This window comes from Hymenobacter sp. (assembly GCF_031398885.1).
In the GTDB taxonomy this organism is placed as follows: Bacteria; Bacteroidota; Bacteroidia; order Cytophagales; family Hymenobacteraceae; genus Hymenobacter.
Genome location: NZ_JANNOD010000126.1, coordinates 1 through 18,522, shown reverse-complemented (window position 1 = coordinate 18,522; position 18,522 = coordinate 1). Strand labels below are relative to the sequence as shown.

Sequence of the window (18,522 nt, the reverse complement as noted above, 5' to 3'; positions counted from 1 at the left end):
TTTTGTAAATTAGCTTCGCTATGCCGAACCCTCTACTTTTGGCGGCACGCGCCCGCCGTTGGGCCCGCCTGCTGCGATGTGCCTGGCGCGCCGCGCTGCTGGCGTGGGCGCTGCCGGGCAGCCTGCAGGCCGCGGCCCACCCCGAAGACACCTTGGTCATGGCCCCCGCCCGGCCGGAGCTCTACCTGGAGGAAAACTACTACAGCGTGCTGGAAGACCCCACGGACCGGCTCACGCTGGCCGATGTGCGGGGACCGGCGTGGGGCCGCCGCTTTCAGCAGCTGCGGGGCTCGGGCCACCCGCCCAACATCCAGCACCCGCGCAGCACCTACTGGCTGCGCCTCACGGTGCGCCACGCCCCCACCGAAACGGCCGCGTGGTACCTGGAGCTGTACGACTCCCACATTGGCAGCGCGGTGTTTTTCCGGCCGGTGCCGGGCGGGGCAGCCACGGCCTACGACAGCGTGGCCACCGGCGCCCGCCAACCTTTCGCCACGCGCCCGCACCCCTACAAAAACTTTCTCTTCGACCTGCCGCCCCGGCCCGGCCAAACCGCAACCTACTATCTCCGCCTGCGCTCCGACACCCGCACCAGCTTCCGGGCCATGCTGCACAGCGGCGCGGGCCTCATCCCGGAGCTGTCGCTGCAATACTGGCTGCTGGGGTGCTTTTATGGCGTCCTGGCCATCATGGTGCTCTACAACCTGATTCTGTTCTTCTTCCTAAAGGAGCGGACCTACTTGTACTACGTGCTGTACGTGCTGAGCGGCGCCCTGCTTTTTTTGTCGGAAGACGGCCTGGGCTTCCAGTACTTTTGGCCCCACGGGCCGGACCTGAACCACTTCATCGGGGCCGTGGCGCCGGTGCTGCTGCTGCTCACGTTCGCCGCCTACGCCAGCAGCTTTCTCGACACCGGCTCGCGCTTGCCGGCGCTGCACCGGCTGGGGCGCGGGGTGGTGCTGGGCAGCACGGGCCTGCTGCTGCTCGACGCGGCCGTGGTGCACTCAGGCTTCAGCTTCTGGCTGTACCTGCTGCCCTACGGCATGCTGTACTACGTGGGCTGGCAGGCGTTCCGCAGCGGCTTGCGGCCGGCCCGCTACCTGCTGCTGGCCCAGGCTTTGGTGGCCACCAGCCTCACCTTCCTCATCATGCGCAAGCTGGGCATCAACTTCTACAGCAACGCCTACACCGTGTACAGCCTCAACGTGGCCTTTGTGCTGGAAGTCGTCATCCTGAGCTACGCGCTGGGCGAGAAGATTAAAGGCATGATGGACACGACCTTGCTCACCCAGCACCGCCTGCTCAAGCAACTGCGCAAAAAGCACCAGGCCCAGGACCGCCTCGTGGAGCAGATGCGCGAGAACCAGCACCTCAAGGACCAGCTGAACACCGAACTGGAGGCCCTGGTGGCCCAGCGCACCGGCGAGCTGCGCCGCCAGAACGAAACCGTGGCCACTCAAAACCGGGAACTGCTCGAAGCCAACGGCTTGCTGGCGCTGCAGTCGGCCGCCATCGAGAAACTCAACGGCGAACTTAGCCGCGACCTGCACGCCGAGAAAGCGGCCCGCATCGAAGCCCGGGAAGTAGACTTTGGCGAATTCAGCCAAATCTACCCCGACAAGGACGCCTGCCTTCGCTACCTGGCCGACCTGAAATGGGCCCACGACGGCTACCGCTGCCGCAAATGCGGCCACGAAAAAAGCTGCGAGGCCCGCGAGCCCCACGCCCGGCGCTGCACCCGCTGCCGCTACGTAGAGTCGGCCACGGCCGGCACGTTGTTGCAAAAATGCAAATTCAGCATCGTCAAGGCGCTGTACGCGGTGTTCCTGCTGCACGCGCACCGGGGCAACTACTCCCCCTCGGAACTGGCGCGGGTGCTGGACCTGCGGCCGGCCACCAGCTGGGCCTTCGCCCAAAAGGTGCTCGCCGCCCTGCAGCGCCGCCGGCTGGCCCCCGACCACGAAGACGGCGAGCCGTGGACCCACGTGCTGCTAGACGCTACGGTGGAAGCCGAATTAGCTGAGATTGAGCCGTCCTAATCCAGAATATGCCACCTGTTTTTTCCGGCAACGATTGCAATAAAACACTGCCCGAAATTTCGGCTTTTTTAGCCCTGTTGACCAATGCGCGGGGGTAGTATTTGGACTGACTTGATTCCTGCTCTTTTTTTTTAGGATACGGCAACTTTTTTTTGTTGTTTTTTAGCTCGAAGGTCAAAGCCGGGGAAACCTCACGGCTACAACCCCAAGCCAGAAAGATGAATTTACGCGTGTGTAGCAAGCGTATAGTGCCGAGCTAACTCAGGTCGGAAAAAGGCCAATAGGTGCCTTTCAGGGCCTATTCGTGGTTGCATTTGCAAAACACTCACTCCTACATTTGGGCACCACCACTTGTACGATGTCTGTGTTTTGCTTCCCCGTCGTCGTCTTTTCCGCGATTAAATTCCGTCCGCTGTTAGCAGCGCTCGTCAGGACTTCGGCTGGGCGCGCGGTGTTGCTGGCGCTGCCGTTCGTGGCCGCCTGCCAGCGGGGTGCCGTGCCCGCCGCGACCGTGGCGCCGCTGGCATCGACCCCGGCGGCCGAGCAACCTGCTCCCTCGTTCAGCCCGCGCGTGCAGCAACTGCTGGCGCAGATGACCCTGGAAGAGAAAATCGGGCAGATGACGCAGCTCAACATTTCGGTGATAAACACCACCGGAGTGCAAAAAGACGTGGTGCTGGATTCGGCCAAGGCCACCGCCTTGGTCCGGGATTTTCACATTGGCTCCTTCATCAACGGCGAGGCCGTGCCAGCGGCCCAGTGGGTGCGCTATTCGGCGGCGCTGCAGCGCATCGCCCTGCGCGAGTCGCGGCTGCGCATCCCCGTCATTTACGGCGTCGACCACATGCACGGGGCCAGCTACGTGAGCGGCACTGCCATTTTTCCGCACAACATCAACCTCGGCGCCAGCTTCAACCCCGAGCTGGCCCGCCAAACGGCCCGCGCCACGGTGCTGGAGTCGGCCGACCTGGGCCACCACTGGGTGTTTGCGCCGGTGCTGGACCTGGGCGTGAACGCCTACTGGCCCCGCTTCTACGAAACCTACGGCGAAGACCCGTTGGTGGCCAGCGTCTTAGGGGCCGCTTACGTGCGGGAGCTGCAAACCAACACGGAAATTGCGCCCTACAAAGTGGCGGGCAGCGGCAAGCACTTCCTGGGCTATTCCGACCCGCGCAACGGGTGGGACCGCACCAACGCCCTCATTCCCGACCAGCGGCTGCAGGAGTTTTTCCGCCCCCCGTTTCAGGCCGCTATCGATGCCGGTCTGAAAACCATCATGATTAATTCGGGGGAAATCAACGGCGAGCCGGTGCACGCGTCGAAGGCCATTCTCACCGACCTGCTGCGCCGCCAGATGGGCTTTAAGGGCGTGGCCGTGACTGATTGGGAGGACATTATCCGGCTGGTGCGCGTCCAGAAAGTGGCGGCCAATGAGAAGGAAGCCACCTGGATGGCCATCGACGCGGGCGTGGACATGGCCATGACGCCCTACACCACCGCTTTTTGCCGCTACGTGAAGGAGTTGGTGCAGGAAGGCCGCCTCACGCCGGCCCGCGTCGACCTCTCGGCCGGCCGGGTATTACAGTTAAAGGACGACATCGGGCTGTTTGAGAACCCCATGCCGCGCGCCGACCGGCTGGGCCGCGTGGGCGACCCGGCCCTGCGCGCCCAGGCCGTGGCCGCAGCGCGCGAGGCCGTGGTGCTGCTCAAAAACGAAAGGAATGTGTTGCCCCTGGCGCCGGCCCGCGTGAAACGCCTGCTCGTCATCGGGCCTTCGGCCGAGAGCCGGGCTAACCTGTGCGGCGGCTGGACCCTGGCCTGGCAGGGCCGCCCCGAAAAAGCCTATCCCAAAGACGTGCCCACGCTGGTGGAGGCCCTGCGCACGGAGTACCCGGGCGCCCGCGTGGAAACCCTGCCCTACCGCGACGCCAAGGGCAAATTGCTGCTGGCCCAGATTTCAGCGGCAGCCAAGCAGGCCGATGCCGTGGTGCTGGCCCTGGGCGAGCGGCCCTACACCGAAGGCCTGGGCAACACCTCGGACCTGACCCTGCCCAACGACCAGCAGCAGCTGGCCCGCGCGGCGCAGGCCAGCGGCAAGCCCACGGTGCTGCTGCTCATCGGCGGGCGGCCCAGCATCATTCGGGACGTGGCGGCGGGCACGTCGGCCATTATCTGGGCGGGGCTGCCGGGCTACGGCGGCGGCCCCGCCCTGGCTGAAATCATCAGCGGCAAAACCAACCCGAGCGGAAAACTGCCCTTCACCTACCCGCAGTTCGCCGGGCACATTTCGAACTACCACCACGACAACAACGAAAACAATCTAGAACTGAGCGACTTCGGCGCCGGCTTTGAGCAGCGCGGGCCGAAGTACAGAAGCTCCATGCTGACGGAGTTTGGCCAGGGCCTGAGCTACACCACTTACGCTTACACGGGCCTGGCGCTGAGCGACACCGTGCTGACCGGCCCGGCCGCGCGGCTGCGGGCCACGGTGCGGGTGGCCAACACCGGCCCCCGCGCCGGCCAGGAGGCCGTGCTCTGGTTCCTGACCGACGAGGTGGCCCGCGTGGCCCGGCCGGTGCGCCTGCTCAAGCACTTTGAAAAACAGCTCTTTGCCGCCGGCCAAACCCGGGAGCTGAACTTCAGCATCGACCCGCTTCGCGACCTGAGCTACCCCGACGGCCAGGGCCGCCCGCAGCTGGAAGACGGCTGGTATACCCTGCGCGTGGGCACCCAGTCGGCGCGGTTCCGCTACGTGGGCGGGCCCAGCGCCCGCGCCACCACGGCCCCGGCGGGCACCACGGGTTTCGTACCGGCGGCCCCCAACCCTTCCCGGACGGACGCGACCGCGGCCGAAAAAACTACCCCCAAATAGCCGGCGGCCGCGGCGGCTCCCGCTTGACATTCTTGACTTTCTGCGTCTTTTCAACCTCTTCAAAACTCCCACTATGAAGCGAAACAGTTACTTGATTGCGCTCTTGCGCCGCGCAGCCGTGCTGCTGGCCTGCGCAGCACCGGCGCTGGCGCACAGCGCCCCAGCGGCGGCCGTAGCCCGGCCGCTGGCTCGGCCCGCGGCCGACGTACCCGTGAGCGGGCGGGTGACCGGCCCCGACGGCGCCGGCCTGCCCGGCGTAACGGTGCTGGTTAAAGGCACTACGCTGGGCACCTCGACCAACACCGACGGCAGCTTTACTCTGAACGCCCCGGAAAACGCCACCCTCGTGTTCAGCTACATCGGCTACCGCACCCAGGAGACGGCGGTGGGCACGACCGGCGTCATCAACATCACGCTGGCCGTGGACGAGCAGAAGCTGAACGAAGTGGTGGTGGTGGGCTACGGCACCCAGCAGCGCGGCAGCGTAACGGGCGCCATCTCGTCGGTGGGCGCGCCGGAAATTGCGCGCCAGCCCGTGGCCGACCTCAGCCAGGCCATCCAGGGCAAGGTGGCCGGCGTCACCATTACCTCGAACGGCGGCGCGCCCGGGGGCGCGGCGGGCACCTCGGTGCGGGTGCGCGGCATCACGTCGGCCGGCAACAACAACCCGCTGTACGTAGTGGACGGCTTCCCGCTGCCCGAGGGCGGCGACAATCAACTTAACGCCATCAGCCCGAACGACATCGAGACGATTGACATTCTCAAGGATGCCTCGGCCACGGCCATTTACGGGGTGCGGGCGGCCAACGGCGTCGTGCTCATCACCACCAAGCGGGGCAAGGCGGGCAAGACGAATATCAACCTCGACGCCTACCGCGGCGTGCAGAACGTGGCGCGGCGGCTGAACATGCTCAACGCGCGGGAGTACGCGGTCATCAACAACGAGAACCGCCTGGCGAAGGGCCTCCCGATAGTGGTGGACACGCTGCGCAACCCGGCGGTGCTGGGCGAGGGCACCGACTGGCAGGACCTGGTGTTCCGGCGGGCCCAGATTCAGAACTACTCCCTGTCGGCCACGGGCGGCAGCGACAAGGCCCGCTACGCCGTGTCGGGCACCTACTTTCAGCAGGATGGCATCATCGTCGGCTCCAATTTTGAGCGGTTTACGCTGCGCGCCAACGGCGACGTGCAAGTTGGCAGAATGCTCAAGCTGGGCAACAACATCCAGCTAACCCACCTGGAGGACCGGCAGGTGACGAGCAACGGCGGCATCAATGCCGACGGCACCCGGGGCAACACGGAGTACGGCACGGTGCAGCAGATGCTGCGCATTCCGGCCACCGTGCGGCCCTACCGGCCCGACGGCTTCTGGTACCAGCCCAGCTCGCCCACCGACAACTTCATCGAGGAGAACCCGCTGGCCAGCGCGCTGATAAACGACCAGAAGTTTGTGCGCAACCGGGCCCTGACCACCTTCTTCGCCGAGCTGGAGCCGGTGAAGGGGCTGCGCCTGCGCACCAACGTGGGGGTTGACTTCATCTTTGACAACTTCAACCGGTTCACGCCGAAGGGACCCGAGCTGCCCGGCTTCACCCAGCGCTACTCCACGGCCAGCGCCGAAGCCACGGCCAGCTACGCACCCACCTACCTGATTGAAAACACGGCGACCTACGACCACCTGTTTGCCGACAAGCACCAGGTGACCGTGCTGCTCGGCCAGTCGGCCCAGGAATTCAACTTCAGCAACGTGGTGGCCAACCGCCAGGGCTACGTGCGCAACGACCTGACGGTCATCAACGCCGGGCCCATCAACACCCAGCTCACCAACGGCGGCACCATCAACGACCCCCAGCGGCTGGCCAGCTACTTTGGCCGCCTCAACTACGAGTTTGCCGGTAAGTACCTGTTCTCGGCGGTGGCCCGCTACGACGGCTCGTCGGTGTTTCCGCCCGGCGAAAAATTCGGCTTCTTCCCCGGCGTGTCGGCGGGCTGGCGCATTTCGGACGAGGAGTTTTTGAAGGACAACTCCACCATCAGCAGCCTGAAGCTGCGCGCGGGCTACGGCCGGGTGGGCAACCCGAACAACGCCGGTCGCTTCGCCAACCTTTACACCATCAATTTTGGGGCCATCTACCCGCTGGGGCCGGACGGCACCATCAACACGGGCGGCGCCCCCATCCGCTTGCCCAACGCCGACCTGCGCTGGGAAAACAACAACCAAACCAACCTGGGCGTGGACGTCGGCTTCCTCGACAACCGCTTCGAAGCCAGCCTGGACCTGTACAACCGCAGCTCGCCCAACCTGATTGCGCCCATTCCGCCGTCGCTGGTGTCGGGCACGTACGAGTCCGTCAACGCCAACGCGGCCTCGGCCTACAACCGGGGCATCGATTTCTCCTTCACCTCGCGCAACGTGCAGGGAGCCGGGGATGGGTTGATTTGGACCACGACCCTGAACGCCTCGGCGTACAAAACCCGCCTGGAGTCGCTGGGCCTGGGGGCGCCCTACAATGGCCCCAATTACCTGAGCAACAGCGCCGTGGTGCGCTACGACGTGAACCAGGCCTTTGGCTCGTTTTATGGCTTTGTAAAGGAAGGCCTGTTCCAGACGGCCGATGAAGTAGCCGCGGCCCCCAAGCAGGAAACCGGCACCGCGCCCGGCGACATCCGCTTCAAGGACCTGAACGGCGACGGCGTCATCACGGCTGGCGACCGGACGTTCATTGGCAATCCCAACCCGGATTTCACATATGGCATCACCAACAACCTCAGCTACAAGGGCTTCGACCTGAGCTTCTTCATTCAGGGCGTGCAGGGCAACGACGTGTACAACATCAACCGCTTCATCACGGAAAGTGCCCTGTACGGGGCCAACAACGGCACCACCCGCGTGCTGGACCGCTGGACCGGCCCCGGCACCAGCAACGACGTGCCCCGCGCCATCGACGGCGACCCGAACACCAACCTGCGCGTGTCCAGCCACTTCGTGGAGGATGGCTCCTTCGCGCGCCTCAAGAACCTGACCCTGGGCTACACCCTGCCGCAGAGCATCCTGGGCCGCATCGCGGCCTCGCAGGTGCGCTTCTACGTGACGGCCCAAAACCTGGCCACCCTGACCCGCTACACCGGCTTCGACCCGGAAGTAAGCGCCAGTGGCATCGACCTGGGCGTGTACCCCCAGACGCGCGTGTTCCTGGGCGGCCTCAACATCGGGTTCTAACTTTTTTAATTCCCACCCATCATGACCATCTCAAAATACACCTGCGGGGCGCTGCTGCTAACGCTGGGCCTGCTCACCGGCTGCGGGGAGAAATTTCTGGAAGAAGCCCCCACCGACCAGATAACCGACGTCAACTTTTACAAAACCGAAAACGACGCCATTCAGGCCGTAACGGCCTCCTACAGCGAACTTACCAAGGAAGGCCAGTACAACCTCGCGCTGTGGGGCATGGACATCATGGCCGACGTGTCGACCACGGGCGGCGGCGGCGGTAGCGACGGCATCGAGTACACCCAGCTCGACGACTACAACATTCCGACGACCAACACCGTGGCGAACCGCCTTTGGAGCGGGTGCTTCATTGGCCTGCAGCGGGCCAACCTGGTGCTGCAAAAAGTGCCGGACATCGCGGCCATGAACCCCGCCATTAAGAAGCGCTGCCTGGGCGAGGCGCAGTTCCTGCGCGCCAAATACTACTTCGACCTCGTGCGGGCCTACGGCGACGTGCCCTTATTCACGACGCCGCCCGCCAACGCAGCGGCGGTCAACATCCCGCGGACGGCCGCGGCCGAGGTGTACAAGCAAATCGAGCAGGACCTGACCGATGCCTTCGGCAACCTGGAGCCCTCCTACAGCGGCGCCGACCTGGGCCGGGCCACCAAGTGGGCCGCCGCGGGCCTGTTGGCCAAGGTGTACCTCACCGAAGGCAATAAGCCGGACGCCGCCAAGTGGGCCCTGGAAGTAATCAAAAACTCGGGCAAAAGCCTGTGGGCCAACTACGGCGACAACTTCAAGGTCGAGAATGAGAACGGCAAGGAGTCGCTCTTTGAAGTGCAGTACGTGAGCGGCCGCAACGGCTACGACCGCAACAACGTGGGCTTCAGCGGCAACGAGTTTTTTGCGCCCCGCGGCTCGGGCACAACCCCCGCCGGGGGCGGCTACGGCTTCAACATCCCGGAGCCGGACTTCGTGGCCGGCTATGAAGCCGGCGACACGCGCAAGGCCGTGACCATCTGGGTGCCCGGCGACGCGTATCCGGCCGAAAGCTCGGTGCCCGCGCAGCTCGGGCAGGCCCCCGGCTCGCCGTTTGGCTACAACTGCAAGAAGTGGTTTGTGGGCAAGGTGAACACCAACATCTGGGACTCGCCCCTCAACATTCCGGTGCTGCGCCTGGCCGACGTGTACCTGATTCTGGCCGAGGCCGTCGGGCCCACCGGCGGGCCCGATGGGGGCCTGGAAGCCATCAACAAGGTGCGGCGCCGGGCCTTCGGGCTGCCCATCGACGCCCCCTCGGCCCGCGACCTGACGGCCAGCACGCCCAACTTCACCGACGCCGTGCTGCGGGAGCGGCTCTACGAGCTGGCCTTCGAGTTTGACCGCTGGTTCGACCTGAAGCGGACGGGCCGGCTGGTTTCGCGCATGGCGCAGCAGTCGGCCTACCTGCGCACGCTGGGCATCCAACGCGGCGTGCCTACCGACAGAAACCTGGTGCTGCCCATTCCGCAATCGGAGCTCGACGCCAACCCCGGCCTGACGCAGAACGACGGCTACTAGGCCCGGCCCCCGCCACTTCCCACCCACGACTTCAGCTTAATTTGACATGAACAATATTCGCAAGGGCGCCGTTTGGGCGCTACTGGCCGGCACCCTGCTGCTGGCCTCCTGCAAAAAGGAAGGCGACGACAGCAAGCTGGAGGGTCCGGTGCCGCAGTCCAGCTTCACTTTTCAGGCCAACACCACCGAGTTTCCCGCCGCGGTTTCTTTCACCAGCACCAGCCAGGACGGCTTTTTGTACCAGTGGGACTTCGGCGACAACTCCCGCGCCTCCGGCGACCAGGTCACGCACGCCTATACCCGGGGCGGCACCTACGAGGTGTCGTTGATATCGGCCGGCCGCGGCGGCACGAGCCTCCCCGCCAAGCAAAACGTCACCGTTGGCGATGCCTGCGCCAACGCGGCCTTCAGCAAGCTGGTGGACTGCGCCGGCAGCGGCACCCGGGTGTGGGCGTTTTCGGGCGAGCCCGAGGCCATTGTGCGCGAAACGGCCGCCGGCGTACGCATCTCGGCCTCGGACACCCTGCCCGCCTGCCAGCTCAACGACCAGTTCACGTTCAGCAACGGCTTCACCATCAACTACGAGAGCGCCGGCGAAACCTTCCAGGGCACCGCCTGCGGCGCCTCGCGCAGCTACGCGGGCACCTACACCTTCCGGCCCAATGCCGGCGGCAACCCGCAGATTGTGCTCCAGACCAAGGGCGCCTTCGTGGGGCTGACCGACTCGGTGGCCAACAAAACCTACGACATCCTGGAAGCCACCGACACCCGCCTGCGCCTGCGCGGCACCAACGCCGACGGCACCCGCACCACCATCACGTATGCGCCCTACGACGCCACGGCCCCCATCCGGCTGCTGCTCACCGGCGGCACCTCCAAAACCTGGGTACTCGACAACACCGTGGCGGCCCCCATTGTGGTCGGCACCGAAGCCTCCCCCTCCACCTATTTCGGGGGCGTGGCGGCCGGCGCGCTGCCCGCCTGCCAGTCCGACGACGAGTACACGTTCTCGGCGGCCAACGTGTACACCTACGATGCCAAGGCCGAAACCTTCTCCGCCAATGGCTTCAGCTGCCAGGCGCCGCAGTCGGGCACCTCGCCGCTGGTGCTGGGCCCCGCCGTGGGCACTGGGCTGGCGCAATTCACCCTGTCGCGGGCCGGCGCGTTCATCGGCACCACCGACGCCTCGCCCACCGAGCGCGTGTACCGGATTTTGTCCATCGACGCCCAGAAAATGACGTTGCGCGCGGGCAGCGGCTCGGCCGGGGGCACGGTTTTCACCTTCAAGTTGGTGGCCAAATAAACCGTCTGTTTTTGCTCTATTCACCACTTCCTCATTTATACCATGCTATTTTTTCTGGCTAAGCTCCGGCAACCCGCCGGCTGGCTGCTGGCCCTGAGCCTGGCGGCCTGCACCGAGAAATCGGACAAATTCACGCCCCCGCCCACGCCCCCGCCGGCGGCCCCGGCCCCGAACTCGGAAGCCCGCAACTACGCCGACTACAACACGGTGGTGTGGAGCGACGAATTCGACGGCGGCGCCCTCGACCAGGCCAAGTGGGGCTACGACCTGGGCGGTGGCGGCTGGGGCAACAACGAGCTGCAAGCCTACACCAACTCGAACGAAAACGTGTTCCTGGCCGGCGGCAACCTCACCATTCAGGCCCGCCAGCAGCAATCGGGCAGCAACGCCTACACCTCGGGCCGCATCCTTACCAAGGGCAAGCAAAGCTTTGTGTTTGGGCGCACCGACGTGCGCGCCAAGGTGCCCAAGGGCAAGGGCGTGTGGCCGGCCATCTGGATGCTCGGGGCCGACATTGACCAGAACAAGTGGCCCCGGTGCGGCGAAATCGACATCATGGAGCTGAAGGGCAGCCGGCCCAAGGAGCTGCTCTCCACCATGCACTTCGGCAGCACCACCCGTGTGCTAAAGGGCACCACCGCGGTGCAGCCCAACGACTTGTCCGATGATTTTCACATTTACTCGGCGGTGCGCAGCGAGGACCAAATTCGCTTCTTCCTCGATGGGGTGCAGTACTTTACTTTCACTAAGGCCGACGTCGGCTCCAATGCTTATCCGTTCAACAACCCGTTTTTCGTGATTCTGAACGTGGCCGTGGGCGGCGACTTCGACGGCAACCCCGACGCGAGCACCGTGTTTCCGCGGCAGATGCAGGTGGACTACGTGCGCCACCTGCAATACAAATAGGTTGCGGCGGCTGGCCGCGCGAGGCATTTGGCCCGGCGCGGCCAGCCACCTAATCGCACACGCTTGCCCGCCTCCGCAGCCGCGGGGGCGCCCATTATTCCGGTTGGCATTTTGGTGGGAACAAGTAGGCCGACCGGATAGGGCGGTGGCGGCGCTTGGCCCGTGGGAGCCCGGCGCTGCCCCCCCGTTGGCCGGCCGGACGCGGACGCGGCGCATTTTCCCGGCCAATAAGTTGTCCGGCATTAGTTGTTGGCTTCTTAATAAACGTCTGACTAACAACTCGTCTGCTTTTAGACGACTACTTGGTGGTGCGCTGGGTGCCCTTTTATTTCCTGCTGAAGAATAAACCCTCGCGGCGACCTGACCGCAGCCGTTTCTTTCACTTTTTTCCTCAACTCGCATGAAGATTTTTACCCCCTTGCTGTGCTTGGCGGCCGTGCTGACCGGCGCCACTTCGGCCGTGGCCCAAACGCTGTACGACAACTTCGAGACGACGCGCCTGGTGGCGTACCCGGTGGCCGAAGGCACCTTCACCCAAAACGCGCCCAACCCCGGCGCCAACGCCGTGAACGGCAGCAGCACCTGCGCGCTCTACACGCGGAGTGCGGCGGCGCAGTTCGCCATCGTCGGCGTGAAGCCGATTACGGGCCGCATGGCCGACGTGTCGGCGTACGTGGCGGGCACCAAGCGCATTTCCATCAAGTTTCGGAGTCCGGCGGCGGGCGTGGTGGTACAGGCCGTGCTGCAGAACAGCACCAAGGCGAACACCAACATGTACCCAAACGGCAAATTTGGCGGCGATTTTAGCGCCACCACCACCGTGGCCAACGCCTGGGAAACGCTGACTTTCACCTACGCCGCGGGTAGCGCCGGCAACTTCGACCCCGCGGTGCTGCCCACCGACGTGGACCAGATGGTGTTTCTGGTGGCCCCGAACACCAATAACGGCGCCACCTACTACTTCGACGACATCACGGGGCCGGAGCTGCTGGCCGGGCCCACCGCGGGCGCGGCCGTGAGCCAGCTCTACGACAATTTCCAGGGTACCCGCGCCATCAAGTACATTGCCTACAAGTCGTCGGGGGGCCTGAACGCCGACACCCTGAGCCCGGCCGCTGGCGCGGCGGCCAACAGCACCCGGGTGGCCCGCTACACCCGCTCCACCAACCAGTTTGACGCGCTGGTGGTGCACCCCCGCGGCGCGGCCCTGGCCGACGTGACGCCCTTCCGCACCAACACCTTGCGCATGACCCTGCGGGTGTTTAGCCCGGCGCCGGGCATTCTGTTCCAGATTTCGCTGCAAGACTCCACCGTGGCCGGGCCCACCAACTACCCCGCCGGCCGCAACTCCGAATACACCGCCACCACCACGGCCACCAACGCCTGGGAGACGCTGTCCTTCAGCTTTGTGAACGCCCCCAGCGCGACGCCGAATACCGGGCTGAACGAAATTGTGCTGCTGGTGGCGCCCAACACCTTGGTTCGCCGCCGCGTGTACCTCGACGACTGGACCGGCCCGAGCCTGGTGGGTTTCGTGCCCACGGCCACCCGCACCGTGCAAACGACCGGTGCCGCGTTCGCGCCCGCGTTCCCCAACCCCACCTCGGGCCTCACCCAGTTGCCCTTCCGCCTGGACAAGGCCGCCGTGGTGAGCCTAGCCGTATTTGATAACCTGGGCCGCCGCGTGGCGCAGGTTATCACCGATGAGCCGCGGCCGGCCGGGCAGCACTCGGCCGCGCTCAGCGCCGCGCAGTTGGCCCCGGGCCTCTACACCTGCCGCCTCACCGTGAACGGCGCCGCCCTCACCCGCCCGCTGAGCGTAAAATAGGGCGCGGACCCAACCCGCCAGCAAGGCCCCCGGCGGACTCGCCGGGGGCTTTTTTGTTTGAACCAGCCGGCACTGCCAGGCCCGGGCCCGGCGCGGGGCCGATATTTCACTCGGACGCGCAGCCCCCGTATCTTTGGCAGGAGCCGTGCCCGGTGGTGCCGGCGCTTTTCCGCATGATTTCGGCCACCTCCCTGCAACGCCTGTTCGGCATCAAAGCCAGCGAAGCCCGCACCGTGGGGCTGTTTTTGCTGCACAATTTCCTGCTCGGCATCGGCTCGGTGCTGGTGTACGTGGCGGCCAACGTGCTGCTGCTCGAACACGACCCCGAGCACAGCCTGCCGCTGGGCTACATCGCCGGCGCCGGGGCCATGATGGCCGCGGGCAAGGTCTACACCCATTTCGAGCACCACCTGCTGCTGAAGAAGCTGGCCGTGCGGGTGCTGCTGGCCGTGGTGGTGCTCACCGGCGTGCTGGGCGTGCTGGTGGCCGTGGGCCATTCGGTGGCGGCGGCCGTGGCCATCATGGCGGGCTACCGGGTCATCTACCTGCTCACCAACCTGGAGTTCTGGGGCGTGTCGGCGGTGGTGTTCGACGTGCGGCAGAGCAAGCGGCTGTTCAGCATCATCAGCTCGGGCGACATGCCGGCCAAGGCCCTGGGCGCCCTGCTGGCGGCCCTCATCCACGGCGATGCCCAACTGCCGGTGCTGCTGGGCGTGTCGTTTCTGGCTTATCTGGGGGCCTTGTTCACGCTGCGCGCCACGCTGGGCACCCACGTGGTGGAAGCGGCCGCGCGGCCGGCGCGGCGCCCGGCAACCGAACCAGCCGGCCTGGCCCGGCGGCTGTTTGGGGGCAGCGAGCTGGTGCTGGCCATGTGCCTGAGCCTGGTGGCCATCGCGGCGGTGCTCACGGGCGTGGAGTACATGTTTTTTATCAACGTGAAGCAGAAGTTTCACGACTCGGCCGACATCACCCAGTCGGTGGGCTGGATACTGGGCCTGACTTACCTGGCCGCCATGTTCTTCAAACTGCTGGTGAGCCGGCAGGCGCTGGAGCGCTACGGCGTGCAGTGGAGCCTGCGGCTGCTGCCGGTGGTGGCGCTGGCGGGGCTGGCGGGCTACGGCGCACTGCACCTGGCGGGCGGCTACACGGCCACCGGGCTGCTGGCCTACTTCTGCGGCCTCTACCTGCTGCTGGAAGTGCTGCGCCGCACCGTGTTCGACCCCGTGTTTCTCGTGCTGTTTCAGCCCCTGGCGCCCCCGCAGCGGCTGGCCGCCCACACGCTGGCCAAGGGCTTCTACGAGCCGCTGGGCATGGGCCTGACCGGGCTGCTGTTCTTCGCGTTGGGCGCCGCCAACCAGCTCGAAAGCTGGCGGCCCTTTGCCTGGATGGGCGCGCTGCTGGTGCTGGCGCTGCTGTTTCTGCGGCGCACCTACCTCAGCTACCTCGCCGAGCTCAAGGACGGCCTGGGCCGCCGCTTCGCCGAAACGGCCGAACTGGCCCTGCCCGACGCCGCCCGGCAAGTGGTGCTGACGCACCTGCGCAGCGCCCGCCCCATGGAGGTACTAAACGCCGTGGCCTGGCTCCGCCAGCGCGAGCCCGCCGCCCTGGCCGGCCACGCCCCCGGCCTGCTGGCGCACGCCGACGAGCGGGTGCGCCTGGCCCTGCTCACCACGCCCGACGTCCGCCCCCTGCCCGCTGACGCCCTGGAAGCCCTGGCCCTGCGCGACCCCGCCCCCGCCGTGCGCGAGGCCGCGGCCGACCAGCTGGCCGCCGCCAATCCCGAAGCCCCGATAGTAGCCGAGCTGCTGGCGGGCCCCGACCCAGCGGCCCGGCAGGGCGCCATTCGCGGCTGCTTCGACGCCGCGCCGGCCCACGCCGCGGCGCGGCGCAGCCTTCAGGGGCTGGTGCACAACCCGACGCCCGCCGCCCAGCGCGCGGCGCTGGCGCTACTGACTTTCTTCACGGCCGATGCGCAAAGCCAACTGGTTGAGGCCAGCCTGCAAAGCAGCGCGCCGGGGGTAGCGGCGGCGGCGCTGGCGGCGATTGGTACGCTGGGCCACCCCGGACTGGCGCACCACTTGCTCCCGGCCCTCGGCGACAAGCAGCGGTGGCAGCCGGCGGCCGACAGCCTCGTGGCGCTGGGGCCGCCCGTGGTGCCGTTGGTGCGCGACGCCCTGCGCAACGCCACCGGCGCCCGCCACCCGCACCGGCTGGCCACCGTGCTGGAGCGCCTCAACACCCCGGCCAGCCGCGCGGCGCTGGTGGAGCTGGCCCAGGGCCCCGACCTGTTTTCGCGCGCGGTGGCGTTACGGGCGCTGCGCCGCTTTGCGGCCGTGCCCACCGATGCGCCCGTATTTGAAGCGCTGCTGCGCGAGGAATTCAGCCTGGCGGCCCACTTGCTGGGCGGCCTCGTAACGGACCAAGACCCGGCCCTGCGCGCGGCCGTGGACTACGAGCTGACGCAGCTGCACCAGCGCGTGTTCGGCCTGCTGGCCCAGCTTTACGACGGCGACCTGGTGGCCACGGCGCAGCGCAACGTGGCCCACGCCGCCCGCGAGCGCCAGGCCAACGCCCTCGAAATCCTCGACAACCTGATACCGCGCCCCCTTTACCAAGGCCTGCAGGCCCTGCTCGACGATGCGCCGGTGGCCGAAAAAGCCCAGCTCTTTGCCGTGCTCACCGCCCCCGCCGGCCCGGGCCGCGCCGCGCGACTGGCCGCCACCGATGGCGGCGGCGGCGCCGTAGCCGTTGTGGCCGCGCCCCGCGTTGGGGCGGCGGCCCGCACCGAAGCCCTGCCCGCGCTCCTGCTGCGGCGCGGCCCCGCGGCTTTCACCGACTGGACGCTGAGCGTGGCGCTGCGCCACTGGTGCCCCACCGAGGCCGACGCGGCCGCCCTGCTGCGGCCCTACCTGCACTCGGCCACCGCGCTGCTGGCCGAAAGCGCGCAGGTGGCCGCGGCCGCCCTGGCCGCCCACGCGGGGCAGCCGCTTCCCGTTTCGCCTTCTGCTTTGACCATCATGAGCCACTCACCCGCCAATTCCGAAGCCCGCGTGTCTGCCCTGGAGCGCGTGGTGGTGCTGAAGAGCACCGCCTTGTTTGCCCACACGCCCGAAAACGTGCTGAGCAGCATCGTGCCCATCATGAAAGAGGTAACCTTCCAAGACGGCGACGCAATTTTTGCCAAGGGCGACATCGGTACCTCGCTTTTCATCGTGCATGACGGCCAGGTGGGCATCTTCAACGGCAGTCAGCAGTTGGCCACCTTCGGCCCCGGCGACTTCTTCGGCGAGTTGGCTTTGCTCGATGCCGAGCCCCGCTCCGCTTCGGCAGCGGCGCTGGGGCAGGGGCTGGCCTTTCGCCTCGACCAGGAAGATTTTTACGACGTGATGGAAGAGCGCGGCGAGGTGCTGCGCAACATCATGCGGATGCTGTGCCAGCGCATCCGCCAGCAAAACGAGAAGATGCGCGAGCTGGCGGGGTAGCTAGTTGTTAGTTGGCAGTTGTTAGTTGTCAGGGCGCAAAAAACACGTCCTGCTTCGGCAAGCGGACGCCAGATGAAGCACGACGTGCTTTTTGCGCCCTAACAACTGACAACTGACAACTAGCAACTAACAACTAAACGTTTGCCCTACTCCACCACCTCGTAGATTTTCACGGGCTGGGCCTTGTTCTTGAGCGTCACCTCGCTCACGAACCGGCACTGGAAGGACTCTTTCACCTTCAGGTACACGGCTTCGCTGATGATGAGCTGGCCGGCTTTGGCCGCCGACTGCAGCCGCTGCGACATGTTTACCACGTCGCCAATAACGGTGTAGTCCAGGCGCTTGAGCGAGGCCGAGCCGATGTTGCCCGACACGACTTCGCCCGTGTTCACGCCGATGCTGACCTCGGGGCGGTACTCAAAGCCGGCGGGCAGCGCGGTGTCGCTCTGCTGCAGGGCCGAGCGGGCCGAGAGCGCCGCGTCGATGGCGCGGTCGAGGTGGTGCTCGCCGCGGAACACGGCCATCACGGCGTCGCCCATGAACTTGTCGACGTGCCCGCCCTGGGCAATTATCTCCTTCACCACCAGGTCGAAATAGGTATTGAGCAGGCTCACCACGGCGGTGGGGGGCAGCGTTTCGGCCAGCGCCGTGAAGCCGCAGATGTCGAGAAAAACCACCGTCACCTCCACGGTTTCGCTGGCCAGCAGGCGGTTCTCGAAGTCGGGCCGGGTCATGAAGTTGAGCACCGTTTCGTCGACGTACATCCGCAGGATGTTGTTTTCCTGAATGGCCCGGAGCGTGTCGTGGAGCTGGCGCACCTGGTCGGCGGTTTTCTCAATGGTCAGCTCCAGGTCCGTGAAATCGACGGGCTTCACCACGAAGTCGAACGCGCCGCGGTTCATGGCCGTGCGCAGGTTGCCGAGGTCGCCGTAGGCCGACACCATCACCGTTTTCATGGCCGGGTGCTGGGCGTGGGTGTGGGTGAGCAGGGTCAAGCCGTCCATGACCGGCATGTTGATGTCGGAGAGGATGACGGCCGTATCGGGGTGTTCCAAGATGCGTTCCAGTGCCTCCTGCCCGTTGGTGGCGAAGACGAACTCGTAGGTGCTCTCGCGGATTTTGCGCCGAAACTTCTGCTTGATGAGCAGCTCCAGGTCGGTTTCGTCGTCGACCACCAGGATTTTTGTTTTCATAAGCTTGTTGGTCGGTATCAACCAATAAAAGAACGTCATGCTTCATCTGGCGTACGCTTGCCGAAGCATCTCGCGTGGGGTGGTAACTCTATTGTTCAACGATGCGAGCGAGATGCTTCGGCAAG

9 protein-coding genes are annotated in these 18,522 nt (G+C 66.0%); 8 read left to right on the top strand and 1 reads right to left on the bottom strand.

Translation table 11 applies throughout. From position 1 onward, the window contains the following. The first annotated feature begins 20 nt into the window (after positions 1-20). From RMO51_RS22010 to RMO51_RS21975, 8 genes are all read left to right on the top strand, one after another. A complete protein-coding gene (locus RMO51_RS22010) occupies positions 21-2,039 on the top strand; it encodes a 7TM diverse intracellular signaling domain-containing protein (RefSeq protein WP_310398143.1) in 2,019 nt (672 codons plus the stop codon). A 451-nt stretch (positions 2,040-2,490) separates the two neighbouring features. Continuing rightward, positions 2,491-4,911: a glycoside hydrolase family 3 N-terminal domain-containing protein gene (locus RMO51_RS22005; RefSeq protein ID WP_310398142.1), complete on the top strand. Its 2,421-nt coding sequence runs from the start codon at positions 2,491-2,493 to the stop codon at positions 4,909-4,911. Positions 4,912-4,984: 73 nt separating this feature from the next. Next, complete coding sequence (locus tag RMO51_RS22000) at positions 4,985-8,131, top strand: TonB-dependent receptor (protein ID WP_310398141.1); 3,147 nt, start codon at positions 4,985-4,987, stop codon at positions 8,129-8,131. A gap of 21 nt (positions 8,132-8,152) precedes the next feature. Continuing rightward, complete coding sequence (locus tag RMO51_RS21995; protein WP_310398140.1) at positions 8,153-9,685, top strand: RagB/SusD family nutrient uptake outer membrane protein; 1,533 nt, start codon at positions 8,153-8,155, stop codon at positions 9,683-9,685. 46 nt (positions 9,686-9,731) lie between these two features. Continuing rightward, entirely contained in the window at positions 9,732-10,988 is a 1,257-nt protein-coding gene (locus RMO51_RS21990) for a PKD domain-containing protein (protein WP_310398139.1), read from the top strand. 42 nt (positions 10,989-11,030) lie between these two features. Continuing rightward, the gene (locus RMO51_RS21985) at positions 11,031-11,894 is read left to right on the top strand and encodes a glycoside hydrolase family 16 protein (RefSeq protein ID WP_310398138.1); all 864 of its coding nucleotides are present in this window, start codon (positions 11,031-11,033) and stop codon (positions 11,892-11,894) included. Between the two features lie 400 nt (positions 11,895-12,294). After that, positions 12,295-13,722 (top strand): T9SS type A sorting domain-containing protein, encoded by a 1,428-nt coding sequence (locus tag RMO51_RS21980; RefSeq protein ID WP_310398137.1) that lies wholly within the window; start codon positions 12,295-12,297, stop codon positions 13,720-13,722. A 173-nt stretch (positions 13,723-13,895) separates the two neighbouring features. Next, positions 13,896-17,204, top strand: coding sequence for a cyclic nucleotide-binding domain-containing protein (locus tag RMO51_RS21975; RefSeq protein ID WP_310398136.1), 3,309 nt, complete (start codon positions 13,896-13,898; stop codon positions 17,202-17,204). Between the two features lie 146 nt (positions 17,205-17,350). On the opposite strand, the gene RMO51_RS21970 is transcribed toward RMO51_RS21975, so the two are convergent. Next, on the bottom strand, positions 17,351-18,397 hold the full coding sequence (locus RMO51_RS21970; RefSeq protein ID WP_310398135.1) for an adenylate/guanylate cyclase domain-containing protein: 1,047 nt from the start codon (positions 18,395-18,397) through the stop codon (positions 17,351-17,353). Positions 18,398-18,522: the final 125 nt, after the last annotated feature.